General features: G+C 70.3%; 20 protein-coding genes. 14 read left to right on the forward strand and 6 right to left on the reverse strand.

Annotated elements, in window-relative coordinates; translation table 11 throughout:
- Nucleotides 1-267 precede the first annotated feature (267 nt).
- Nucleotides 268-921 carry a TetR/AcrR family transcriptional regulator gene (locus tag J2X21_RS23330; protein WP_310332524.1) on the reverse strand — a complete coding sequence of 218 codons (654 nt, stop codon included), beginning with the start codon at nucleotides 919-921 and terminating at the stop codon, nucleotides 268-270.
- A 65-nt stretch (nucleotides 922-986) separates the two neighbouring features.
- On the opposite strand from J2X21_RS23330, the gene J2X21_RS23335 reads away from it, so the two are divergent.
- Nucleotides 987-1820: an NAD(P)H-binding protein gene (locus tag J2X21_RS23335; protein ID WP_310332525.1), complete on the forward strand. Its 834-nt coding sequence runs from the start codon at nucleotides 987-989 to the stop codon at nucleotides 1818-1820.
- On the opposite strand, the gene J2X21_RS23340 is transcribed toward J2X21_RS23335, so the two are convergent.
- Complete coding sequence (locus J2X21_RS23340) at nucleotides 1817-2101, reverse strand: hypothetical protein (protein WP_310332526.1); 285 nt, start codon at nucleotides 2099-2101, stop codon at nucleotides 1817-1819. The two genes, J2X21_RS23335 and J2X21_RS23340, sit on opposite strands and share 4 nt — an antisense overlap.
- Before the next feature lie 150 nt (nucleotides 2102-2251).
- Between J2X21_RS23340 and J2X21_RS23345 the strand changes: the two genes are divergently transcribed.
- The 5 genes from J2X21_RS23345 (at nucleotide 2252) to J2X21_RS23365 (ending at nucleotide 8464) form a co-directional block, all read left to right on the forward strand.
- Nucleotides 2252-4378 (forward strand): family 20 glycosylhydrolase, encoded by a 2127-nt coding sequence (locus J2X21_RS23345; protein ID WP_310332527.1) that lies wholly within the window; start codon nucleotides 2252-2254, stop codon nucleotides 4376-4378.
- Nucleotides 4375-5586: an ABC transporter substrate-binding protein gene (locus tag J2X21_RS23350; protein WP_310332528.1), complete on the forward strand. Its 1212-nt coding sequence runs from the start codon at nucleotides 4375-4377 to the stop codon at nucleotides 5584-5586. Before J2X21_RS23345 ends, J2X21_RS23350 begins: the two co-directional genes overlap by 4 nt.
- A 99-nt stretch (nucleotides 5587-5685) precedes the next feature.
- Complete coding sequence (locus J2X21_RS23355; RefSeq protein WP_310332529.1) at nucleotides 5686-6549, forward strand: carbohydrate ABC transporter permease; 864 nt, start codon at nucleotides 5686-5688, stop codon at nucleotides 6547-6549.
- Nucleotides 6546-7355 carry a carbohydrate ABC transporter permease gene (locus J2X21_RS23360; RefSeq protein ID WP_310332530.1) on the forward strand — a complete coding sequence of 270 codons (810 nt, stop codon included), beginning with the start codon at nucleotides 6546-6548 and terminating at the stop codon, nucleotides 7353-7355. The genes J2X21_RS23355 and J2X21_RS23360 overlap by 4 nt, the downstream gene beginning before the upstream one ends.
- Nucleotides 7356-7357: 2 nt before the next feature.
- The gene (locus J2X21_RS23365; protein WP_310332531.1) at nucleotides 7358-8464 is read left to right on the forward strand and encodes an ABC transporter ATP-binding protein; all 1107 of its coding nucleotides are present in this window, start codon (nucleotides 7358-7360) and stop codon (nucleotides 8462-8464) included.
- Here J2X21_RS23365 and J2X21_RS23370 read toward each other — a convergent pair.
- Entirely contained in the window at nucleotides 8461-9057 is a 597-nt protein-coding gene (locus J2X21_RS23370) for a YdeI/OmpD-associated family protein (RefSeq protein ID WP_310332532.1), read from the reverse strand. The two genes, J2X21_RS23365 and J2X21_RS23370, sit on opposite strands and share 4 nt — an antisense overlap.
- Before the next feature lie 29 nt (nucleotides 9058-9086).
- Here J2X21_RS23370 and J2X21_RS23375 point away from each other — a divergent pair, with 29 nt between their 5' ends.
- The 3 genes from J2X21_RS23375 (at nucleotide 9087) to J2X21_RS23385 (ending at nucleotide 12768) form a co-directional block, all read left to right on the forward strand.
- Nucleotides 9087-10076 carry a transglycosylase SLT domain-containing protein gene (locus J2X21_RS23375; protein WP_310332533.1) on the forward strand — a complete coding sequence of 330 codons (990 nt, stop codon included), beginning with the start codon at nucleotides 9087-9089 and terminating at the stop codon, nucleotides 10074-10076.
- A gap of 52 nt (nucleotides 10077-10128) precedes the next feature.
- On the forward strand, nucleotides 10129-11529 hold the full coding sequence (locus J2X21_RS23380) for a serine hydrolase domain-containing protein (RefSeq protein WP_310332534.1): 1401 nt from the start codon (nucleotides 10129-10131) through the stop codon (nucleotides 11527-11529).
- Between the two features lie 87 nt (nucleotides 11530-11616).
- Nucleotides 11617-12768 (forward strand): GGDEF domain-containing protein, encoded by a 1152-nt coding sequence (locus J2X21_RS23385; protein WP_310332535.1) that lies wholly within the window; start codon nucleotides 11617-11619, stop codon nucleotides 12766-12768.
- 9 nt (nucleotides 12769-12777) lie between these two features.
- On the opposite strand, the gene icmF is transcribed toward J2X21_RS23385, so the two are convergent.
- From icmF to J2X21_RS23400, 3 genes are all read right to left on the reverse strand, one after another.
- A complete protein-coding gene (icmF, locus tag J2X21_RS23390; protein ID WP_310332536.1) occupies nucleotides 12778-16053 on the reverse strand; it encodes a fused isobutyryl-CoA mutase/GTPase IcmF in 3276 nt (1091 codons plus the stop codon).
- Between the two features lie 85 nt (nucleotides 16054-16138).
- A complete protein-coding gene (locus J2X21_RS23395; protein ID WP_310332537.1) occupies nucleotides 16139-16738 on the reverse strand; it encodes an exopolysaccharide biosynthesis protein in 600 nt (199 codons plus the stop codon).
- A 34-nt stretch (nucleotides 16739-16772) separates the two neighbouring features.
- Nucleotides 16773-17456 carry a Bax inhibitor-1/YccA family protein gene (locus tag J2X21_RS23400; RefSeq protein ID WP_310332538.1) on the reverse strand — a complete coding sequence of 228 codons (684 nt, stop codon included), beginning with the start codon at nucleotides 17454-17456 and terminating at the stop codon, nucleotides 16773-16775.
- A gap of 111 nt (nucleotides 17457-17567) precedes the next feature.
- Between J2X21_RS23400 and J2X21_RS23405 the strand changes: the two genes are divergently transcribed.
- The 5 genes from J2X21_RS23405 (at nucleotide 17568) to J2X21_RS23425 (ending at nucleotide 22000) form a co-directional block, all read left to right on the forward strand.
- Complete coding sequence (locus J2X21_RS23405; RefSeq protein WP_310332539.1) at nucleotides 17568-18464, forward strand: LysR family transcriptional regulator; 897 nt, start codon at nucleotides 17568-17570, stop codon at nucleotides 18462-18464.
- Nucleotides 18465-18554: 90 nt separating this feature from the next.
- The gene (locus J2X21_RS23410; RefSeq protein WP_310332540.1) at nucleotides 18555-19733 is read left to right on the forward strand and encodes an isovaleryl-CoA dehydrogenase; all 1179 of its coding nucleotides are present in this window, start codon (nucleotides 18555-18557) and stop codon (nucleotides 19731-19733) included.
- Nucleotides 19730-20653, forward strand: a complete 924-nt coding sequence (locus J2X21_RS23415) for a pyridoxal-phosphate dependent enzyme (RefSeq protein WP_310332541.1) — start codon at nucleotides 19730-19732, stop codon at nucleotides 20651-20653. The genes J2X21_RS23410 and J2X21_RS23415 overlap by 4 nt, the downstream gene beginning before the upstream one ends.
- Entirely contained in the window at nucleotides 20650-21333 is a 684-nt protein-coding gene (can, locus tag J2X21_RS23420) for a carbonate dehydratase (protein WP_310332542.1), read from the forward strand. The genes J2X21_RS23415 and can overlap by 4 nt, the downstream gene beginning before the upstream one ends.
- Before the next feature lie 82 nt (nucleotides 21334-21415).
- Nucleotides 21416-22000 (forward strand): hemerythrin domain-containing protein, encoded by a 585-nt coding sequence (locus J2X21_RS23425; protein ID WP_310332543.1) that lies wholly within the window; start codon nucleotides 21416-21418, stop codon nucleotides 21998-22000.
- The last annotated feature ends 16 nt before the right edge of the window (nucleotides 22001-22016 follow it).

The raw sequence follows: 22016 nt of genomic DNA on the forward strand, positions 1-22016 counted from the left end.
GCTGTTATGTCTGATGAACCACTCACCGCCGCTCTCTACGACGAAGTGATCTTTGTCGTGGAGCCCGCCCATGCCTCGGGCCGCCTGCCGCGTCGCTTTGCTTCGCCGTGCTGGTTTGGGGGTGCGGCGGCACGTGTGCGGCCACCGTTGTGGCGGAGGGCTCGGCCTGCGTGTTTCCTGGCCGGGCTGCGTCGGCGTCTGGCGTGGATGGAAACCGCTACCCGACATTGAAAGCGTGCTGAGCCGCTGGATGCCGTCAGCCAGCGTTCAAAGCCACGGCGGCTCGATGGCCTTCAGGCTCATGCGCTTGTAGGCGTCCACCAGTTGGCGCGCTTCGCCACGCGGGCTGTCCATGGCCAGGCGCATGGTCTCCTCACCCAGCTGCCAGACGAGGAAGGCCAGTGTGTCCAGCTTCTTCGCGTCGGCGCGCGGATGCACGCGGCGGATGGCCTCGGCCAGCAGCGCGCCGCTGGCCCGGCTGGCGGCAAGCTCCATCGCCGCGAGTTCCCTGTCGGCGCGCATGCCGAACACGATGTCGCGCATCAGCGGCTTCTCCAGCAGCAGCCCGTGGTACTCGTCCACCAGCTCGTTGAACGCCGTCTCCAACTCGGCCCGCGTGCGCACCGGGGCCAGCTTCTGGGTGATGCAGTCGTGGCACTCGGCGGCGCACTGTTCGGCCAGCGTGCGCAGGATGGCGCGCTTGTCAGGGAAGTAGCGGTACAGCGAGCCGATGGACATGCCGGCCTGCTCGGCGATCTCGCTCATCTTCAGCGGCCCGCTGCCGCTCTCGGCGATGCGCTCGCTGGCGATCTGCAGGATCAGCTCCACGCGCTCCTGGCTGCGCTGCTGCAGCGGCTGGCGGCGTGCGGCCGGCGCGGTCTCGGGCGCCGTGGCTGACTTCTTAGGGGGGCGGGTTGACATCGGAACGTGAGTATCTATCATCTTTAAAACGCGATAAACACTCACGTTCAACTCAGGAGACTCTGATGACTGCAAGGCAAGACGAACTGACGCTGGTGATCGGCGCCCATGGCAAGACCGGCCGCCGCGTGGCCGCACAACTGCGCGAGCAGGGCCGCGCCGTGCGGGCCGTGTCGCGCGCCACCGAGGTGCGCTTCGACTGGGACGACCGCTCGACCTGGCCCGCCGCGCTGGCCGGCACGACGCAGGCCTACGTGACCTTCCAGCCCGACCTGGCAGTGCCGGGCGCGCTCCCGGTGGTCACCGACTTCTTCGCGCAGGCCGTGGCCGCGGGCTGCCGGCGCATCGTGCTGCTGTCGGGCCGCGGCGAGGTGGAGGCCGAAGCGGCGGAAGACGCGCTGAAGGCTTCGGGCGCCGACTGGACGGTGCTGCGCTGCGCCTGGTTCCACCAGAACTTCAGTGAGGCCTTCCTGGCCGGCAGCGTGGCGGCGGGCCAGGTGGCGCTGCCGGTGGGCGACATGGGCGAGCCCTTCATCGACGCCGACGACATCGCCGATGTGGCGGTGGCCGCGCTGACCCAGCCGGGCCATGCGGGCCGGCTGTACGAGCTGACGGGGCCGGAGCCCATCAGCTTCCCGCAGGCCACGGCCGCCATTGCCGAGGCGACCGGGCGCGACATCGTCTTCGCGACCATCGCGCCCGCGGACCTGCGCGCCGGCATGGCGCAGGCGGGCGTGGATGCACCGACGATCGAGCTGGTGCTGTACCTGTTCCGCGAGTTGCTGGACGGCCGCAACCAGCAGCCCACCGGCGATGTGCAGCGCGTGCTGGGCCGCCCGCCGCGCCGTTTCATCGACTACGTGAGCCGGACGGCGGCCACGGGTGTCTGGAACGCCTAGCCGAAGATGCCGACAGCCAGTTCGGCCCAGATCAGCAGGAAAACTAGCGCGACGGCTGCTGCTGCCCAGAGACGGGCGCGCCGATGGGGCGTCAGGCGCACGATGCCTTCCAACGCACCGCCGGCGATGGCCAGCATGGCGCCGAACACGACGAAGTCGCCCAGGTCCCAACTGACCTCGGTGGTGAACTGCATGGCCACCCAGGGCAGCAACAGCAGCACCACGGCCGCGCCCCAGAGCGCCATGCGCCACGCGGCCGGTTGCAAGGGGGATGACGTCATGGGGGCTCCTTGAAATGGGACCGCCAGTCTGGTCGGCGGGCGTGAGGCGAGTGCGGGCTGTGTGAAGTCTCGGTGAAGCCGCGTTCGTCTTGAGACAGGCTTAAGACGGGCTTGAGGCGGCCCCTAGCCGCCGCGCCGGAAGATGCCGGCATGTCGACGCCCGCCTTCACCGCGGTTGCCGCGGCCTTGCTGCCGCGTCCGCAAGCCCTGACCCCGCTGCCGGGGCGAGGCCCCGCCGTGGCCGGCCTGCGCGGGGTGCCGGCGCGGTGGCAGGCGCTGCTGCCGGCGTCCGAAGATGGCGCGCGGCTGGAGGTCCCTGATCTGGCGCCACGGCTGCCGCGGCTGGGCGACGACGAATCCTTCCGGCTGCGGCTGACGGCCGACACCGTGCGGCTGCAGGCGGCCACGCCGGCCGGCGTGAGCCACGGCCTGCATGCGCTGTCGCAGCTGTGGCAGACCGCGCGCGAAGCGGGGCTGGAGGCCTTGCCCGCGCTGCAGATCGACGACGCGCCCCGCCATCCCTGGCGCGGCCTGCTGGTGGATGTCGCGCGGCGCGGCCTGCCGTTCGACACGCTGCTGCAGCTGCTGGACGGCATGGCCGCCGCGCGGCTCAACGTGCTGCACTGGCATTTGACCGACGACCAGGCCTGGCGGCTGGAGTCGCGGGTCGAACCGCGGCTGCATGAGCTCGGCAGCAGCGGCTTCTTCTACACGCTGGAACAGGCTCGTCGCCTCGTGGACGAGGCCGCGCTGCGTGGCATCCGCGTCGTGCCGGAACTGGACCTGCCGGGCCACTGCTGGGCGCTGGGCCTGGCGCGACCCGACCTGCTGTGCGCACCCGCGCCCACCGAGCCGCAGCCCGGCTTTGGCGTGTTCGGCGCGGCGGTGGACCCCGATGCCGACGCGTTGTACGTGTGGCTGGACCGGCTGCTGGGCGAATGGGCCGAGGTGTTCCCCGACGCCTTCGTCCACCTGGGCGGCGACGAGCTGGCGCCCGCGCATTGGCAGGCCCTGGCCGCACAGCGCGGCTGCGGCCTGGCCGATCTGCAGGCGCGCTACATGGCGCGCGTCGGCGCCGTGCTGCGCCGCCACGGCCGCCGGCTGGTGGCCTGGGACGAGATGGGCCAGGCCGGCGCGCTGCCGCATGGCAGCCTGCTGCAATGCTGGCGCGGCGACGAGGCCTTGCGCTTCGCGCCGGCCGGCCTGACCGGCCGGCTGCGCAGCGCGGGCTTCTATCTGGATCAGATCCATCCCGCCGCCTACCACTGGCGCCGCCCGCTGCAACTGGACGCGCGACCCGCACCTCCGCCCGCCTCCGCGCAGGCCTGGGCGCTGCAGGCCCAGGTGGGCACGTGGACCGTGGACGGGCGGCTGTGCCTGCGCGGCGACGAGGCCTGGCTGCATCTGCGCAGCACCGGCACGCTGGACGAATGGCTGGCGCCGCGCGTGGTCTCGACGGCCCCGCTGCGACTGCAGGTGGACAGCGACCTGGGCGAACTGGAGTTCTGGGCGCCGACCGACGACGAGGCTGGCTGGCTGCGCCTGGGTGCGCGGCGACAGCCTTGCGACTGGCAGCCGCTGGTGGAGGCCCTGCTCGACTGGCCGGCCGACGCCGGCCTGCCGGTCACGCCGCTGCTGGGCGGTGAGGCCGCGCTGTGGGCCGAGCTGGTGAAGGCGCCGCAGCTGGGCCTGCGCTGCTGGCCGCGGGCGCTGGCCGTGGCCGAGCGGCTGTGGAGCGATCCGGTGGACGAGGCGCGGCTGTCCCAGCGTCTGGCCGCCGCGCAGCGCTGGCTGGCCGCCACCGGCCGCATCGAAGCCGATCCTGCTGCGTCGCTGTTGGAGCAGTTGTGCCCCGACGCCACCAGCCGCGCCGCGCTGCGCGCGCTGGCCGCATGGCTGGAGCCGGGTTCCGGCTATGGCCGCCAGCACGCGAAGAAGCGCGCCGGGACCTACCACCAGGGCGAGCCACTGAACCGCCTGGCCGACGCGCTGCCGGCCGAGAGCCCGCTGATGGTGGCGCTGCAGGACGATGCCGCCGCCTGGCAGGCCGCGCTGGCCGAGGCGCAGGCGCAGCTGCCGGCATGGCGCGCGCTGGCCATCGTCTCGCCCGCGCTGCTGGAGGCACTGGAGGATCTGTTCGCGCTGGGCCAGGCGCTGTGGCGCGGCGACAAGCCCACCGACGCGCAACGCCGGCTGCACGAAGCCGCCGCGCTGGTGGACGAGATGCTGCCGGCGCTGGTACAGCCCCTGCAGCGCCGGCTGGACTCGCTGACATGACGCGCCTGTTGCTCGCCTCGCTGCTGCTGGCCGGCAGCGCCCATGCGGCTGACCTGGAGCTGCTGCACGGCTGGACCTCGGGCAGCGAGGCCGCGATGGTGGCCGAGCTGGCGGCGGCGGCCAGGCGCGGCGGCGTGGACCTGAAGGCCACGGCCGTGGCGGGTTCGTCCAACGCCAACACCTTGCTGAAGGCGCGCTTCCTGAGCGGCCAGCCGCCCGCGCTGGCGCAGACCGACAAGCCCTTGCGCATCTGGGCCGAGGCCGTGCCGCTGGCCGACCTGGGCGCGGCCGTCAACACGCAGTTCGCCGCGCTGCCGCATGCGATCGCCAGCGAGCTGCGCGACGCCGGCGGAGCACCGGCCGCGGTGCCGCTGAACGTGCACCGCCTCAACACGCTGTGGAGCAACCTGCGCCTGCTGCGCGCGCAGGGCCTGGCCGTGCCGCGCGACTGGGACGAGTTCCATCGCACCGCGGCGCGGCTGCGCGCGCAGGGCCTGCTGCCGCTGGCCATCGGCAGCTCGGCGGGGCAGAAGCTCAGCCTGTTCGTCGCCGTGGTGCTGGGCCGCGCCGGGCGCGACTATTTCGAGCGCGCGCTGGTGCAGGCCGACCCGGCGCTGCTGGCGGATGAGCGCATGACGGCGCTGCTGCAGGAGTTCCGCTCGCTGAAGGCCTACACGGACGCTGGCCAGGTCAGCCGCGACTGGGCCGGCGCGACCGCGCTGCTGCTGCAGGGCCGGGCCGTGTTCCAGTTCACCGGTGACTGGGCCAACGGCGAGTTCCAGAAGGCAGGCTGGCAGCCGGGCCGCGACTACGACTGCACGACGGCGCCGGGCAACAACGGCCTGCATTACTTCGAGTTCGACCGGCTGGTGTTCTTCGGCCAGGCCGCGCGGCTGGGCGCGCAGCGCCGGCTGGCGGCCGCGCTGCTGCAGCCCGAGGTGTCCACCGCGCTGGCGCGCACCAAGGGCGGCATTCCCGTGCGACGCGACGCCGACCTGTCGGGCTTCAACGCCTGCGCGCAGCGCTCGGCCGCGGACTTCCGCGCCGGCGAGGCCAAGGGCGAGCTGGTGCTGGCGCTGAGCGCGCGCCAGGGCGAGAGCGCCTATGGCGGCCTGCGCGACGTGCTGTCGGCTTACTGGGCCAGCGAGCGCATGACGGCGGCACAGGCGCAGGTGCGGCTGGCGCAGGCATTGCGGCAGAGGGATTGAGATGAGAGGAAAAGGCAACTACAGAGGCGCAGAGACACAGTGGAATTCAGCAGGGGCTTCTCCATGTCTCTGTGCCTCTGTGGTTGCATTTCTACTGACATGACCGAACGCCGCACCGCACTCGCCTGCCTGATCCCGCTGCTGCTGATCGGCGCCGTGTTCTTCTACGGTTTCCTGCTGTGGACGGGCTGGCTGTCGCTGACGCGATCGGGCCTGATGCCCAGCAACGATTTCGTCGGCCTGAGGCAGTACGAGCGGCTGCTGCTGGACCCGCGCTGGCAGGCCGCGTTGTGGAACCTGCTGCGCTTCGGCCTGGGCTTCGTGCTGCTGCCGCTGGTGCTGGGCCTGGGGCTGGCGCTGCTGCTGGACCAGAAGCTACGCGGCGAGGGCCTGTTGCGCTGGATCTGGCTGCATCCGATGGCGCTGTCGATGGTGGTCACCGGCAGCGCGTGGCGCTGGCTGATGGACCCCGAGCAGGGCATTGCCGAGGGCGTGCGCGCGCTGGGCTGGACGAGCTTCCGCTGGGACTGGCTGGCGCAGGAGGACATGGCGGTCTACGCGCTCGTCGTCGCGGCCGTGTGGCAGATCACAGGCTTCGTCATGGCCATCTTCCTGGCCGGACTGCGCGGCATCGACGACTCCATGCTGCAGGCCGCGCGGCTGGACGGCGCGCGCGGCTTCACGCTGCTGCGCCGCGTGATCCTGCCGCAGCTGGGGCCAAGTCTTGCGTCCGCGCTGCTGGTGCTGCTGCCGGCGGCCATCAAGACCTTCGACCTGGTCGTCGTGCTGACCGAGGGCGGCCCGGGGCAGGCCAGCGAGCTGCCGGCGTTCTACATGTTCCAGATGGCCTTCGAGCGCAGCCGCCTGGGCCTGGGCGCGGCCAGCGCCATGGTGCTGGTGATGATGGTGCTGTCCATCGCGCTGCCCTACGCCATCGTGCGTTCACGCAAGGCGGCAGCATGAAGCGCGCGGGCCTCTATCTGCTGGCCGCGCTGGCCGTGCTGCTGATCGCACTGCCGCTGCTGCTGATGCTGCTGAACAGCGTGAAGAGCAGTGCCGAGGTGCAGGGCGGCTTCCTGGCCTGGCCGCGCGAGCCCAGCCTCGCGGCGTGGCGGCAGGCGTGGTCGCAGCTGTCCGGCAGTTTCACGGCCAGCCTGATGCTGGCGGTGCCGGCCGTGCTGCTGTCGGCGCTGCTGGCGGCGGTGAACGGTTTCGTGCTGTGCAAGTACCGCTTCCGTGGCGAGCGCTGGGTGGGGCTGGCGCTGGTGCTGGCCTTCTTCCTGCCGATCAAGGTCTACCTGCTGCCGCTGGCCATCACGATGGCGCGCCTCGGGCTGGAACGCTCGCTGCCGCTGCTGATCGCCATCCACGTCATCTACAGCCTGCCGCTGGCGCTGTTCTTCCGCAACCACTTCCTGGCCTTCCCGGACGAGCTGCTGCAGGCCGCGCGGCTGGACGGCGCGGGCTTCTGGCGGCTGCTGTGGCGCGTGGTGCTGCCGCTGTCCAAGCCCATCTTCGTCGTCGTGCTGATCCTGCAGTTCACGACGATCTGGAACGAGTACCTGTTCGGCCTGGTGTTCGGCCCCGACGGCGCGCGGCCCATCACGGCGGCGCTGGCGCAGCTGAGCGCGCAGACCGAGACCGGCGCGCGCGCCTACCCGCTGGAGATGGCCGCGGCGCTGCTGGCGGCGGCGCCCACGCTGGTGGTCTACCTGCTGGCGGGGCGGCACTTCACGCGCGGCCTGGTGGCCGGCGCGGTCAAAGGATGACGATGGTTGAGAAGGCAAGCGGCCTGAAGATTCACGGCCTCACGCGCCGCGTGGGTGCACACACCATCCTGGACGACGTGACTCTGGAGCTGGACGCCGGCGAGATGCTGATCCTGGTGGGGCCGTCGGGCTGCGGCAAGTCGTCGCTGCTGGGCGTCATCGCCGGGCTGCAGCCGCACGAGGCCGGCGAGATCCACCTGGACGGCCGGCGCATCGAGCACTTGAGTCCGCGCGAGCGCGACATCGCGATGGTGTTCCAGAACTACGCGCTGTACCCGCACATGAGCGTGGCCGAGAACATCGGCTTCGGCCTGGAGATGCAGGGCTGGCCGCGCGCCAGGCGCGACGAGCGCGTGCAGGAGGTGGCGCGCATGCTGCAGCTGCAGAGCCTGCTGGGCCGCAAGCCGGCGCAGCTGTCCGGCGGCCAGCGTCAGCGCGTCGCGATGGGCCGGGCACTGGCACGCCAGCCGCGGCTGTTCCTGTTCGACGAGCCGCTGTCCAACCTCGACGCGCAGCTGCGCGCCGAGATGCGCAGCGAGATCAAGCTGCTGCACCAGCGCCTGGGCCGCAGCGCCGTCTACGTGACGCACGACCAGACCGAGGCCATGACGCTGGGCCAGCGCATCGCCGTGCTGAAGGCCGGCCAGCTGCAGCAGCTGGGCACGCCGCAGCAGGTCTACCAGCAGCCGGCCAACCTGTTCGTCGCGCAGTTCCTGTCCAGCCCGGCGATGAACCTGCTGCCCGCACGGCTGGAACCCGAGGGCGAGCTGACGCTGCAACCGCGCGGCGCGCCACGCATCAGCTGGCGCGTGCCGCCCGCGCTGCTGCCACCACGCCCGCGCCTGCTGGGCCGGCCGCTGCTGCTGGGCTGGCGCGCCGAGACGCTGCGCGCAGGGCAGGGCAGCGACACCTGCCTGCACCTGCGTGCGCCGGTGCTGCTGGTGGAGCCCACCGGCGTGGACAGCCTGGTGCAGCTGCAATTGGGCGAGCACCGCCTGCACTGGCGCTGCGCCGGCTGGCCGGACCTGAAGCCGGGCGATGCGGTAGATCTGTGCCTGCCGGCTCAGAGCCTGCTGGTGTTCGACGAGGAAACCGGCGAGCGGCTCTAGCAGCTCTCGTACTTCCAGTTGCGCGACTTGCCCTCGGCGATCCATTCGACGGCTTGGGCGATTCGTTTCGCGCGGGTCTCCTCGCGCTTGGCTTCCAGCACCCATTCCAGGTAGTCGCGCTGCTTGCCGGGCGGGAAGGCGTCGTAGTGCTGCTGCGCGGCCTTGACCTTCGCCAGCGCGGCGGCAAAGTCGGGCGGCATCTCCAGTTGCGGCTTGGGCGTGCGGTTGGGCTTCTTGGCCCGCGCCGCGCCGGCCAGCAGCAGCGCCGCGTTGGCCTTGATCTGCTTGCGCAGCTCCGTGCGGCTGGGCAGGTCGGCCAGTGATGCGATGCGGCCGAAGTCGCCCATCGCGCCGCCCTTGCCTTCGTCGGCGCCTTCGCGCTCCCAGAAGCCGAAGGTGCAATGCGCCTTGAAGGCGGCCATGCCGCACAGCAGCTTGCCGTCGAGCGTGAAGTGCGGCATGCCCCATTTGATGGCCTCGACGACGTCGGGGCAGGCCGCGTGCACGTCCTCGCGCAGCCGCTGCAGGATGGGCAGCGCGAAGGGCTGCGCCTTGGCGAGGTAGGCGTCGATGCGCGGGTCGAGGGTGGCCATGGCGGGCGAGTCTAGACTCGCGCCCTGCGATGAAGCCCCTGCTGTTTGCCCTGACCTTCGCCCCCGCGCTCGCGCTGGCCCAAATGCCCACGCTGACGCTGGAACAGCTGCCGCGCCCGACGATGCCGCCCGGCGAGCGCGGCCCGGTCGTGCCGGCCCAGGTGGAGCGCTGGCGCCAGGAGGCCAAGGCGCTGGAATACGGCGATGGCATGAAGCGTGACGAGGTGGCCGCCGCCAGGCTGTATTGCCGCGCGGCCCGCTATGGCGATGCCGAGGCGCAATACAGCCTGGGCTGGATGCTGACCAATGCGCGCGGCATCCAGCGCAACGATGCCGAGGCGGCCCACATGTTCGCGGCCGCGGCCGAGCAGGGCATGGCGCAGGCGCAGAACATCCTGGACCGCATGGGCGGCACGCCGCTGGGCGATCCGCCGCCCTGCCTGCGCCCGCCCGAGACCGACCCCGAGCCCGTGGTGGCGCCCAAGCCCCCGCCGCGCGGCGCCAAGCCGGCGGTGTCGCTGTGGGCCAGCCTGCCGCTGCCCCAGCACGCGCCGCCGGCCATCGTGAACTACGTGAAGCTGCTGGCGCCGGAGTACCAGTTGTCGCCCGCGCTGGTGCTTGCGCTGATGGCCGCCGAATCCAACTTCGACCCCACGGCCGAGTCGCCCAAGAAGGCGATGGGTCTGATGCAGCTGATGCCCGACACGGCCACGCGTTTTCGCGTCACTCGCATCACCGATCCGGCGCAGAACATCCGCGGCGGCATGGCCTATCTGCGCTGGCTGCTGGCCTATTTCGAAGGCGACGTGATGCTGGCGCTGGCCGGCTACAACGCCGGCGAGCGCGCGGTGGACCGCTACCTGGGCGTGCCGCCCTATGCCGAGACGCGGCTGTACGTGCGCAAGATCATGGCGGCCGTGGGCGGTCAGCGGATTCATCCGTTCGATGCCAACGTGACACAGGCCTCGCCCATGCTGACGCGTGTGAAGGCGCAGATGCAGGTCATCCAGGCGCGCTGAACCTGGGTTGACTTTCGGCACACGTGGCGGCGCTGCCCAGAATGCGCCCACGATGCGAACCGCCCTCACGCTGATCTGCCTTGCCGCGGCCCAGGCCGTGGCCGCCCAACCCGCGCCGGAGCGCCATGCGCAGCTGCTGCTGGACGCGATGCGCGAGGCTGCCGCCGTGCCGGGCATGTCGGCGGCGGTTTGGCAGGACGGCAAGCTGCGCTGGCAGGGCGGCAGCGGCTGGCGCGATGTGGACAAGCGGCTGCCGGTGCAGGCCGACACGCGCTTCCGGCTGGCCAGTGTGTCCAAGGTGTTCGCCGTCACGGCGGCCGCGCAGCTGAAGGCGCAGGGCAAGCTGGATCCCGACAAGCCGGTCGGCCCGCTGCTGCCGGGGCTGGACCCGGCGCTGGGTGCGCTGACGCCCAACCAGCTGGCTGCCCATCTGAGCGGCATGCCGCACTACGAGTGGCGCGACTTCTCGCGCGGCGGCACGCACTACGCGACCGCGCGCGAGTCGCTGGTGCATCTGAAGGGCCGCTCGCTGCAATCGGCGCCGGGCAGCCGCTATCTGTATTCGTCCTGGGGCTACACCTTGCTGGCGGCGGCGGTGGAGGCGGCGGCCGGCCAGCCCTATCTTGAGCTGCTGCGCACCCGCGTCGCGCCGGGGCTGGCCATAGGCCCCGACGAGACCGGCAAGTCGCCCGCGATGTCCATCGCCTACGAGTACGCCCGCGGCAGCGTGCAGCCGGCACCGGCGCACGACTACAGCTACAGCTGGGGTGGCGCGGGCCTGGCCGCCAGCGCGCCGGCCCTGGCCGAATGGGGCAGCCGCGTGCTGCAGGGGCAGGTGGTGGATGCCGCGACGCGCGCGTGGATGTGGCAGCCGGTGCTGGACAACGCCGGCCAGACCGTGGGCGAGCGCAGCTACCGGCTGGGCTTTGGCTGGCGGCTGGGCGCGGACGCGCAGGGCCAGCCCACGGCACACCATGCCGGCACGACGCTGGGCGCGCGCAGCGTGCTGCTGTTGTGGCCGCAGGCGGGCATCAGCGTCAGCGTGCTGTCCAACGCGATGTGGACCTCGTCCATCGAGCGCAGCGCCGAGTTGCTGAGCGCGCCGTTGCGCGCGCCGCTGCCGGGGCTGGCCGAGCGGGCCTGTCCCGTCAAGGTGACCGGCTTTGATGGCGACATGGACGGCGCCGCCGTTCAAGGGCGCGCGAGCTTTCGCGTCGATGCCGATGGCCTGTGCCGCGGCGAGCTGAGCCTGCCCGAATCGCTGGCCAAGGTGGTCAACCAGGGGCCGCAGCCGGCGAGTGACAAGCTGGGGCTCATCGGCCTGCAGGGCGGCATCTCGCGCGCGGCGCTGGTGTCGCCCATCGGGTTGGCGGATTGGCAGATCCAGCCCGATGGCAGCTTCCGTGTGGAGCTGGCCGGGCGGCGAATCACGGTTCGGCTGCGCGAAGCGTGAACAAAGCCACGTTCGCGCCGCGTCGCCCGCGGGGCGGGCATTGGCGGTGAGAGCATCGGGGCTGGCGTTGCCGACGCCATGCCCACGATGGAGCCACTGCACACCGAAACACTGCTGCGCGTCTTCCAGCTGGTCACGGCCATGCTGGCGGTGGCGACCGTGGGTGGCGCCTGGCATCTGAAGGCCGAGAGGGCGCTGTGGTTCTGGGCCGGCGCCTTCGCGGCGGCCGCGCTGACGCAGTCCGCCCGCGCGCTGGCGATGGCGCTGGAGGCGCCGCGCAGCCTGTGGGTCGTGGGGCATCAGGGTGGCTTGCTGGCGGCCCTGCTGCTGCTGCTGGGCTTGCGCGTCTACCTGGGCCAGCCGCTGCGCTGGCGGCTGCCGGCGGCGTTCACCGCGGCGGTGTGCGCGGGCTCGTTCGCGCTGACGGTGTTCACGGATCAGTTCTGGCCCTCGCTGGTGCTGACCTTGCTGGCGTCGGCCGCGCTGACCATTCCGGCCGCACACGCGGCCTTGCAGGCCTGGCGTGTGCAGCGCGGCTTCCCGTTGAGCCTGTTGGCGGGTGACCTCATCCTCAGCGCGATGCTGGAGGTTGCGCGGGCGCTGGCCGTGTCGCCGCTGGTGGCGGACACGCGCGCGCAACTCGTTCAGTACAACGCGATCGGCCTGCTGCTGATGATTGCGCTGGTCATCGGCCAGGCGCTGGCCATGCTGCTGTTGCTGCAAGACCGTGCACTGCGGCAGATCGAGCAGCTCATCGAAGTCGACGTGTTGACGGGCCTGCTGAACCGGCGTGGCTTCGACGAGCGCCTGCGCCGCCTGCTGAGGCGCAATTCACCGCAGCCGCCCATGCTGGCCGTGCTGGACGTGGACCATTTCAAGAACATCAACGACACGCATGGCCACGCAGTGGGCGACATGGTGCTGAGCGCCGTGGGTGCGCGGCTGCGCGAGGCGCTGCGGCCACAGGATCTGGCCGTGCGGCTGGGCGGCGAGGAGTTCGCCGTCATCTGGCCCGGCCCGGAGAGCGGCGCCGCGCGTCGCCTGGGCGAGCGTGTGCGCGAGTCCATCTCGGGCCACCCCTTCCACACGAGCGCGGGGCCGCTGCGCGTGACGGTCAGCGTGGGCGTGGCCCAGGCGCACGGGCCCGACGAGCCACCCGAGGCGCTGTTCAGCCGCGCCGATGCGGCGCTCTACGACGCCAAGCGCGGCGGCCGGGATCGGGTGGTGCTGTCGGGCTGACCCGCGGCCTCACATGCTGCGCCGGTACTGGCCGCCCACCTCGAACAGCGCGCCGGTGATCTGGCCCAGCGAGCACACGCGCACGGCGTCCATCAGCACGTCGAACACGTTCTTGTTCTCGATGACGGCCTGCTGCAGTCGCGCCAGCATGGCGGGTGCCTCGTTGGCGTGGCGGTCGTGGAAGTCCGCCAGGCGCGTCAGCTGGGACTGCTTCTCCTCATCCGTCGAGCGGGCCAGCTCGATGTGCTCCGGCACCGGGTCGCCCTTGGGGTTGCGGAAGGTGTTGACGCCGATGATGGGGTACTCGCCGGTGTGCTTGAGCATCTCGTAGTGCAGCGATTCCTCCTGGATGCGGCCGCGCTGGTAGCCGGTCTCCATCGCGCCCAGCACGCCGCCGCGTTCGCTGATGCGCTCGAACTCGGCCAGCACCGCCTCTTCGACCAGCTCGGTCAGCTCGTCGATGATGAAGGCGCCCTGCGACGGGTTCTCGTTCTTGGCCAGGCCCCACTCTCGGTTGATGATGAGCTGGATGGCCATCGCGCGGCGCACGCTGTCTTCGGTGGGCGTCGTGATCGCCTCGTCGAAGGCGTTGGTGTGCAGCGAGTTGCAGTTGTCGTAGATCGCGATCAGCGCCTGCAGCGTCGTGCGGATGTCGTTGAAGGCGATCTCCTGCGCATGCAGGCTGCGGCCTGACGTCTGCACGTGGTACTTCAGCTTCTGCGAGCGCTCGTTGGCGCCGTAGCGGTCGCGCATCGAGACCGCCCAGATGCGGCGCGCGACGCGACCCAGCACGGTGTACTCCGGGTCCATGCCGTTGCTGAAGAAGAAGCTCAGGTTGGGCGCGAAGTCGTCGATGTGCATGCCGCGCGCGAGATACGCCTCCACGAATGTGAAGCCGTTGGACAGCGTCAGCGCGAGCTGTGAAATCGGGTTCGCGCCGGCCTCGGCGATGTGATAACCCGAGATCGACACCGAGTAGAAGTTGCGCACGTTGTGGTGCACGAAGAACTCGGCGATGTCGCCCATGACCTTCAGGCTGAACTCCGTCGAGAAGATGCAGGTGTTCTGGCCCTGGTCTTCCTTCAGGATGTCGGCCTGCACCGTGCCGCGCACATTGGCCAGCACCCAGTCCTTGATCTTGGCGGCCTCGTCGGCCGTGGGCTCGCGGCCGTTGTCGGTGCGGAACTTGGCGAGGTTCTGGTCGATGGCCGTGTTCATGAACATCGCGAGGATGCTCGGCGCCGGGCCGTTGATGGTCATGGACACCGACGTGCTGGGGTTGCACAGGTCGAAGCCGTCGTACAGCACCTTCATGTCGTCCAGCGTCGCGATGGACACGCCGCTGTTGCCGACCTTGCCGTAGATGTCGGGCCGCGGCGCGGGGTCGGCGCCATACAGCGTCACCGAGTCGAAGGCCGTGGACAGGCGCTTGGCGGGCATGCCTTCGCTGACCAGCTTGAAGCGGCGGTTGGTGCGGAAGGCGTCGCCTTCGCCGGCGAACATGCGCGTCGGGTCCTCGCCTTCGCGCTTGAACGCGAACACGCCGGCCGCGTACGGGAAGCTGCCGGGCACGTTCTCCAGCATCAGCCACTTCAGCAGCTCGCCGTGGCATTCATAGCCGGGCAGCACGACCTTGCGGATCTTGGTGCCCGACAGGCTTTGCGTGACCAGCGCGGTGCGGATCTCCTTGTCGCGGATCTTCACGACGTACTCGTCGCCGGCGTAGGCCTTGACCATGTCGGGCCATTGCGCGAGCAGCTGGCGGGCGTCGCCGTCCAGCTTCGCACGCCGCTGATCGGCGAGGCCGGCCAGTGCGTCGCGGGCGCCCTGCTTGTCGGGGTTGGCGGCTTCCAGCATCGCGCGGCTGGCTTCCAGCTGCTGGATCTCGCGGGCCAGCGCGGCCTGCTTGCGCGCGCGGCCCTTGTAGCTGCGCACGGTCTCGCTGATGTCGGCCAGGTAGCGCACGCGGTTGGGCGGCACGATGGGCGTCTGGTGCGTGCTGTGGCGCGTGCTGACTGGCGGCAGCCGGCCGGCGCCCAGACCCAGGCGGACCTTCAACGCCTGGTACAGCGCCGTCACGCCATCGTCGTTGAAGCGGCTGGCCATGGTGCCGAACACCGGCATCGTGTCGGGCGACTGGCTGAAGGCTTCGCGGTTGCGCTGCACCTGCTTGCTGACGTCACGCAGCGCGTCCAGCGCGCCCTTGCGGTCGAACTTGTTGATGGCGACGAACTCGGCGAAGTCCAGCATGTCGATCTTCTCGAGCTGGCTGGCGGCGCCGAACTCGGGCGTCATCACGTACATGGGCACGTCCACCAGCGGCACGATGGCAGCGTCGCCCTGGCCGATGCCGGAGGTCTCGACGATGACGAGGTCGAAGCCGGCCACCTTGGCGGCGGCGATGACATCGGGCAGTGCGGGCGAAATCTCCGAGCCGAAGTCGCGCGTGGCGAGGCTGCGCATGAACACGCGGGGGCCTTGCGACCACGGCGAGATCGCGTTCATGCGGATGCGGTCACCCAGCAGCGCGCCGCCGCTCTTGCGGCGCGACGGGTCGATGGAGATCAGCGCGATGCGCATGGCGTCGCCCTGGTCCAGGCGCAGGCGGCGGATCAATTCGTCGGTCAGGCTGGACTTGCCGGCGCCACCGGTGCCGGTGATGCCCAGCACGGGCGTCTTGAGTCCCGAAGCCTGCGCGCGCAGCGCGTCGACGATGGCCGCGTCGGCCTTGCCGTTCTCCAGCGCCGTCAGCAGCTGGGCCAGCGAGCGCCAGGCGGCTTCCGAATGACCCGTGATGGCGGACAAGGCCTTGGGCGCATGGACGCTGAAGTCCTGGTCGGCCTTCATGACCATCTCGCCGATCATGCCTTGCAGGCCCATGCGCTGGCCATCCTCGGGGCTGAAGATGCGCACGCCGTGCTCGGCCAGCTCGCGGATCTCGGCCGGCACGATGACGCCGCCGCCGCCGCCGAACACCTGGATGTGCGCCCCGCCGCGCTCCTTCAGCAGCTGCACCATGTACTTGAAGTACTCGACGTGGCCGCCCTGGTAGGACGAGATGGCAATGCCCTGCGCATCCTCCTGCAGCGCCGCAGTGACGACTTCGTCGACCGAACGGTTGTGCCCGAGGTGGATGACCTCGGCGCCCATGCCCTGCAGGATGCGCCGCATGATGTTGATGGCGGCGTCATGCCCGTCGAACAGGCTGGCGGCGGTGACGAATCGGACCTTGTGGGTCGGGCGGTACTCGGCCAGCGCCTTGTGGTCGGCGGCGAGATCGGTCATGGCTTGTCTCCTTGATCGGAGACGGATTCTAGGATGCTTGGTTGACGTTAACGTCAACCAACTGCCGAGCCTCGGGAGATGGGGGTCAGGCCGCTAGCCCGACCAAGGCCATGCAGGCCTGCCAGCCCAGCGCCAGCAGCAGCCCGGACGTGGCCAGCGCGCCAGCGCCGACGCCCAGTGACACCAGCATCAGCAGGCCGTCCTTGGCCGCCAGCGCCACGCCGGCCAGCATCAGCGACACGGCCGGCAGCACATTGCCGAACGGGATGGGCAGAAAGATCAGCACCGCCATGAGCAGCGTCATCGGCCCCAGCCACCAGCGGGTGGACGGGCCGGCCAGCGTCGTCATGCGTGGGCGGGTCAGGCGGTAGATGAAGTCGTAGAAGCGTGCCAGCAGCGCCAGGCTGCGCGACGCGCCCTCGTGCGGCAGATGCAGGCGGCCCAGACGGGGCGGCAGATCCTGCCGGTGCGCCGAGCACAACAGCAGCCCCAGCACGGCCAGCCCCACGCTCAGCACACTGCCGACGCCTGGGATCGGCAGCAGGCAGGGCGCCGCCAGGAGTACCAGCAGGCTGGCCTGCCAGGCGCCACCGTGCGCCTCGGCCAGCGTGGCCAGAGGCACGGGGCCGGGCGGCAGTTGCCCGGCCTTGGCGCGCAGGCGGGAGGCGAGGTCTCGTATGCTCATTCGGCGCCTCCCGTGCTGCTGGGTGGATGAACGATCAGTCGTCCGAACTGCCATAGCCGAACAGGCTCAGCAGGCTGGTGAACAGATTGAATATCGAAACGAACAGGCTGACTGTTGCCAGCACGTAATTCGTTTCTCCACCGTTCACGATTTGCTGCGTCTCGTACAGGATCAGGCCGGCCGACAACAGGGCCACGACGGCCGAGACCGTCAGCGCCAGCGCGGGGATCTGGAAGAAGACCGCGGCCAGGCCTGCCAGCAGGGCAACGATCATGCCCGCGAACAGGAAGCCGCCCATCCACGACAGGTCACGCTTGGTGGTCGTCGCGTAGGCCGACAGCGCCAGGAACACGGCGCCGGTGGCGCCCAGCGCCAGCATGACGGCCTGGCCGCCCGAGGGCAGGGCCAGCGTGCGGGTCAGCAAGGGGCCTAGCGTCCAGCCCATGAAGCCGGTCAACGCGAAGACCAGGCCGACGGCGGCGCCGCTGTTCTTCAGCTTGTGAATGCCGAACAGCAGGCCGAAGTAGACGACGGCCGTCAGGATGATGCCGGGCGCCGGCAGGCTGAACGCGACGGCGGCGCCCGCGACGGCGGCGCTGAACAGCAGCGTCATCGACAGCAGCGCATAGGTGTTGCGCAGCACGCGGTGGGCGGTGCCGCGGTCGACCGCGGTGCCGTAAGGCATGGCGATCGCGATGGAGCGGGGACGGTCTTGCATGGCAACCTCCAAGAGGCATTGAAACGGCTTGCAGACTAGGTCTCTCATGCTGCTGAAAAAAGCAGAGAATCACGAACAAATACTTCTTAAAAACCTATTGGGAATCGCACCGTGAGCATGAGCTTCAGCTACCGCCATCTCTACTACTTCTGGGCCGTGGCCAAGGAAGGAGGCCTGACGCGGGCGGCCGAGCGCCTGGGGCTGTCGGTGCAGACCGTGTCCACCCAGGTGCGCGAGCTGGAGCAGTCGCTGGGCGCGGCGTTGCTGAAGCCGGCCGGCCGCGGCCTGACGCTGACCGAGGCGGGGCAGGCGGCGCTGGAGGTGGCGGAACAGATCTTCGTGCTCGGCGAGACCCTGCCGGAGCGCGTGCGCGATGCTTCGACCGCGCCGGCCGTGCGGCTGGCGGTGGGCATCTCAGACGGGCTGCCCAAGCTGGTCGTGCAGCGCCTGTTGCAGCCCATCATCGACACGCCGCACCTGCGGCTGCTGTGCCATGAGGACGAGTTCGACGACCTGCTGGGCGACCTGGCGCTGCACCGGCTGGACGTCGTGCTGGCCGACCGCCCGGCGCCGCCCAACCCCAATCTGCGCGTCTACAGCCATGCGCTGGGCAGCTCGCCCATGGCGTGGTTTGCCGCGCCGCGCTGGGCCGAGGCAGCGGCGCGCAACTTCCCGGCCTCGCTGGCCGACGTGCCGCTGCTGCTGCCCACCGACCATGCCGCCGTGCGCATCCGTCTGGACCATTGGCTCGAGCGCCACGGCGTGCGCGCCAAGGTGGCGGGCGAGTTCGAGGACAGCGCGCTGCTGGCCACTTTCGGCGCGGCCGGCATGGGCGTGTTCCCGGCCGCGGCGCTGATGAGCGACAAGCTGGTGCAGCGTGACGGCCTGGTGCGCGTGGGCGACTGCGTGGGCGTGGAGGAGGCCTTCTACGCGGTGGGCACGGACAAGAAGATCGTCCACCCGCTGGTGCGCCGCCTGCTGCCCCAGCCGGCCGACGCGACAGGTTGAGTTGCTACAGTTGACGTTTACGTCAATTAAACCGCCCGACGGGCCCGGCACAACCGGGCGCCGGATGGGCCGACAGCAGGAGACCCGACCATGAATCTGCCCGGCTTGAACTTCCAACTCGGCGAGGACATCGATGCGCTGCGCGACGCGGTGCGCGCCTTCGCCGACGAGGAGATCGCCCCACGCGCGGCCGAGATCGACCGCAGCGACCAGTTCCCCATGGACCTGTGGCGCAAGATGGGCGAACTGGGCGTGCTGGGCATCACCGTGCCGGAGGAGTACGGCGGCGCCAACATGGGCTACCTGGCCCACATGGTGGCCATGGAGGAGATCAGCCGCGGCAGCGCGTCGGTGGGCCTCAGCTACGGCGCGCACAGCAACCTGTGCGTGAACCAGATCAAGCGCAACGGCAACGACGCGCAGCGCGCGAAGTACCTACCCAAGCTCATCAGCGGCGAGCATGTGGGCGCGCTGGCGATGAGCGAGCCGGGGGCGGGCTCCGACGTCATCAGCATGAAGCTGAAGGCCGAGGACAAGGGCGGCTATTACGTCCTCAACGGCAACAAGATGTGGATCACCAACGGCCCCGACGCCGACACGCTGGTGGTCTACGCCAAGACCGAACCCGAGCTGGGCGCGCGCGGCGTGACGGCCTTCCTCATCGAGAAGGGCATGAAGGGCTTCTCCATCGCGCAAAAGCTCGACAAGCTGGGCATGCGCGGCTCGCACACCGGCGAGCTGGTGTTCCAGAACGTCGAGGTGCCGGCCGAGAACGTGCTGGGCGCGGTGAATGGCGGCGCCAAGGTGCTGATGTCGGGCCTGGACTACGAGCGCGCCGTGCTGACCGGCGGCCCGCTGGGCATCATGCAGAGCGTCATGGACAACGTCGTCCCCTACATCCACGACCGCAAGCAGTTCGGCCAGAGCATCGGCGAGTTCCAGCTCATCCAGGGCAAGGTGGCCGACATGTACACGGTGCTGCAGGCCGCGCGCTCGTTCGCGTACACCGTGGCCAAGAACCTGGACATGCTGGGCAGCGAGCACGTGCGCCAGGTGCGCAAGGACTGCGCGTCGGTGATCCTGTGGACCGCAGAGAAGGCCACATGGATGGCCGGCGAGGGCGTGCAGATCTTCGGCGGCAACGGCTACATCAACGAGTACCCGCTGGGCCGGCTGTGGCGCGACGCCAAGCTGTACGAGATCGGCGCCGGCACCAGCGAGATCCGCCGCATGCTGATCGGCCGGGAACTCTTCGCCGAGACGATGTGACGCCCTTGCACGTCAACACGCCGCTGCTGCGCGCGGCGCCCGGCCTCTTCAACCACGCCGAGGTCTGGCTGAAGATGGATGCGCTGCAGCCCAGCGGCAGCTTCAAGCTGCGCGGCGTGGGGCGGCTGGTGCAGCAGGCCGCAGTAGACGGCGCGAAAGCCATCGTCTGCGCGTCCGGCGGCAACGCCGGCTTCGCGGCCGCGCATGCGGCGGTGGCGCTGGGCCTGCCGGTTGCCATCGTGCTGCCCAGCACCAGCAGCGCGGCCGTCGCCGAGCGGCTGGCCGAGCGTGGCGCCGAGGTGCTGCGCCATGGCGCCGTGTGGGACGAGGCGCATGAATTCGCGCAGCGGCTGGCAACCGATCGTGGCGCAGCCTATGTGCACCCCTTCGACCACCCGCTGCTGTGGGCCGGGCATTCGACGCTGATCGACGAGGTCGTCGGCGCGGGCCTGCAGTTCGACGCCATCGTCACGGCCGTCGGCGGTGGCGGCCTGTTCTGCGGCATCGTCGAGGGCCTGCGCCGCCATGGCCTCGACGATGTGCCCGTCATCGCCGTCGAGACCCACGGTGCGGCCAGCCTGCAGGCCAGCCTGGCCGCCGGCGAGCTGGCGACGCTGCCGGCCATCACGTCCATCGCGACGTCGCTGGGCGCGCGCCGCGTCGCGGCCGAGGCCTTTGCGCGTGCCTGCTCGCACCCGACGCTGGCCGTGCAGGTCAGCGATGTCGAGGCCACCGCCGCCTGCGTGCGTTTCGCCGACGCGCATCGCGTGCTGGTGGAGCCCGCCTGCGGCGCCGCGCTGGCCGCGGTGGACCGGCAGGGGGCGGGTTTCAAGCGGGTTCTCGTGGAGGTCTGCGGCGGCATGGGCGTTTCGGTGGAACTGCTCCGTTCCTGGGCGGCTGCCGCGACAATGGCGGCATGACCACCTCCACCAACGACAAAGACGCGCTGCGGGACCTGCTCGACAACAACAAGCGCTGGGCCGCCGAAACCGAGGCCCGGGAACCGGGCTTCTTCTCCCGGTTGCTGAAGCAGCAGACGCCGCAATACCTGTGGATAGGCTGCGCCGACAGCCGCGTGCCGGCTAATGAGCTGGTGGACCTGCTGCCGGGCGAGCTGTTCGTGCACCGCAACGTCGCCAACGTCGTCGTGCACTCGGACCTGAACGCGCTGTCCGTCATGCAGTTCGCGGTGGACCACCTGAAGGTGCGCCACATCATCGTCGTGGGCCACAGCAACTGCGGCGGCGTGCGCGCTGCGCTGTACGACCAGCGCGTGGGCCTGGTGGAGAACTGGATACGCCATGTGCAGGACGTGCGCCGCATGCACCAGGACTGGCTGGACACCGTGGCGGAGCCGCGTCGCGTCGACGCGCTGTGCGAGCTGAACGTGCTGGAGCAGGCCCGCAATGCCTGCCACACGACCGTGGTGCAGGACGCCTGGGAGCGCGAGCAGGAGGTCGTGGTGCACGGCTGGGTCTATGGTCTGCACAACGGACTGCTCGAAGACCTGAGCATCACCGTCGGCTGCCCCGCCGACGTGGAGCCTGCCTACCGCCGTGCGCTGGCCAATGTGAAGGCGCGCTACGCGACGGCGGGCTGACGCCGGTGCGCGGCTTCGTCTGACAGGGGCGAGGGCCGCCGGTCTACAGAATCACTGCGGTCCAGTCTCTCGGGAGCACCGCATGATCTTCGAAGCGATACGCGAAAGCCATGACCTGCAACGCGACCTTTGCCGCAAGCTGACCGCTTCGCGCGGCGACATGGCGGCGCGCCAGGTGCTGTTCCTGCAACTGAAGGTCGAGCTGATGGCGCACGCCGCCGCCGAGGAGCGGCACCTGTACGTGCCGCTGCTGATGGAAGACGGCGGCATGGACGCGTCGCGTCATGCGTTGCACGAGCACCATCAGGTGGACGAGCTGCTCGAAGACCTGTCGGTGCGCAACAAGAAGCAGGACGGCTGGATCGCGACCGCCAAGACGCTGAGCTTCAAGGTGCGCCACCACCTGAAGGAAGAGGAATCCAAGTTCTTCCACGTCGCCGGCCGGCTGCTGTCGGACGCGAAGAAGAAGCAGCTCGCCGGCAAGTACAAGCGCGAGATCGTGCGCATGCGCAAGCATTACGCGGCGGAGTTCCAGACGGTGGCGGTGTCGGCCGCCACAGGCCTGGTCAAGCCGGCCAAGCCGGCCGCGGACAAGCCGGCCACGCGTGGCAATGCGAAGGCCGGTGCGCAGCTGCGGGGCATGAGCAAGCCGCGGCGCACGCGGTGAGCGGCGTCAGCGCCGC

Source organism: Roseateles asaccharophilus, assembly GCF_031458115.1.
GTDB classification, from domain to species: Bacteria; Pseudomonadota; Gammaproteobacteria; order Burkholderiales; family Burkholderiaceae_C; genus Pelomonas; species Pelomonas asaccharophilus_A.

Bases quoted from the DNA above. Each gene is read 5' to 3' on its own strand.
- J2X21_RS23340 (WP_310332526.1), bottom strand. From the start codon at position 2,101: ATGACGTCATCCCCCTTGCAACCGGCCGCGTGGCGCATGGCGCTCTGG.
- J2X21_RS23395 (WP_310332537.1), bottom strand. From the start codon at position 16,738: ATGAGCATACGAGACCTCGCCTCCCGCCTGCGCGCCAAGGCCGGGCAA.
- can (WP_310332542.1), top strand. From the start codon at position 20,650: ATGACCACCTCCACCAACGACAAAGACGCGCTGCGGGACCTGCTCGAC.
- J2X21_RS23360 (WP_310332530.1), top strand. From the start codon at position 6,546: ATGAAGCGCGCGGGCCTCTATCTGCTGGCCGCGCTGGCCGTGCTGCTG.
- J2X21_RS23345 (WP_310332527.1), top strand. From the start codon at position 2,252: ATGTCGACGCCCGCCTTCACCGCGGTTGCCGCGGCCTTGCTGCCGCGT.
- J2X21_RS23385 (WP_310332535.1), top strand. From the start codon at position 11,617: ATGGAGCCACTGCACACCGAAACACTGCTGCGCGTCTTCCAGCTGGTC.
- J2X21_RS23370 (WP_310332532.1), bottom strand. From the start codon at position 9,057: ATGGCCACCCTCGACCCGCGCATCGACGCCTACCTCGCCAAGGCGCAG.
- J2X21_RS23330 (WP_310332524.1), bottom strand. From the start codon at position 921: ATGTCAACCCGCCCCCCTAAGAAGTCAGCCACGGCGCCCGAGACCGCG.
- J2X21_RS23350 (WP_310332528.1), top strand. From the start codon at position 4,375: ATGACGCGCCTGTTGCTCGCCTCGCTGCTGCTGGCCGGCAGCGCCCAT.
- J2X21_RS23410 (WP_310332540.1), top strand. From the start codon at position 18,555: ATGAATCTGCCCGGCTTGAACTTCCAACTCGGCGAGGACATCGATGCG.
- J2X21_RS23400 (WP_310332538.1), bottom strand. From the start codon at position 17,456: ATGCAAGACCGTCCCCGCTCCATCGCGATCGCCATGCCTTACGGCACC.
- J2X21_RS23375 (WP_310332533.1), top strand. From the start codon at position 9,087: ATGAAGCCCCTGCTGTTTGCCCTGACCTTCGCCCCCGCGCTCGCGCTG.
- J2X21_RS23335 (WP_310332525.1), top strand. From the start codon at position 987: ATGACTGCAAGGCAAGACGAACTGACGCTGGTGATCGGCGCCCATGGC.
- J2X21_RS23425 (WP_310332543.1), top strand. From the start codon at position 21,416: ATGATCTTCGAAGCGATACGCGAAAGCCATGACCTGCAACGCGACCTT.
- J2X21_RS23355 (WP_310332529.1), top strand. From the start codon at position 5,686: ATGACCGAACGCCGCACCGCACTCGCCTGCCTGATCCCGCTGCTGCTG.
- icmF (WP_310332536.1), bottom strand. From the start codon at position 16,053: ATGACCGATCTCGCCGCCGACCACAAGGCGCTGGCCGAGTACCGCCCG.
- J2X21_RS23380 (WP_310332534.1), top strand. From the start codon at position 10,129: ATGCGAACCGCCCTCACGCTGATCTGCCTTGCCGCGGCCCAGGCCGTG.
- J2X21_RS23365 (WP_310332531.1), top strand. From the start codon at position 7,358: ATGGTTGAGAAGGCAAGCGGCCTGAAGATTCACGGCCTCACGCGCCGC.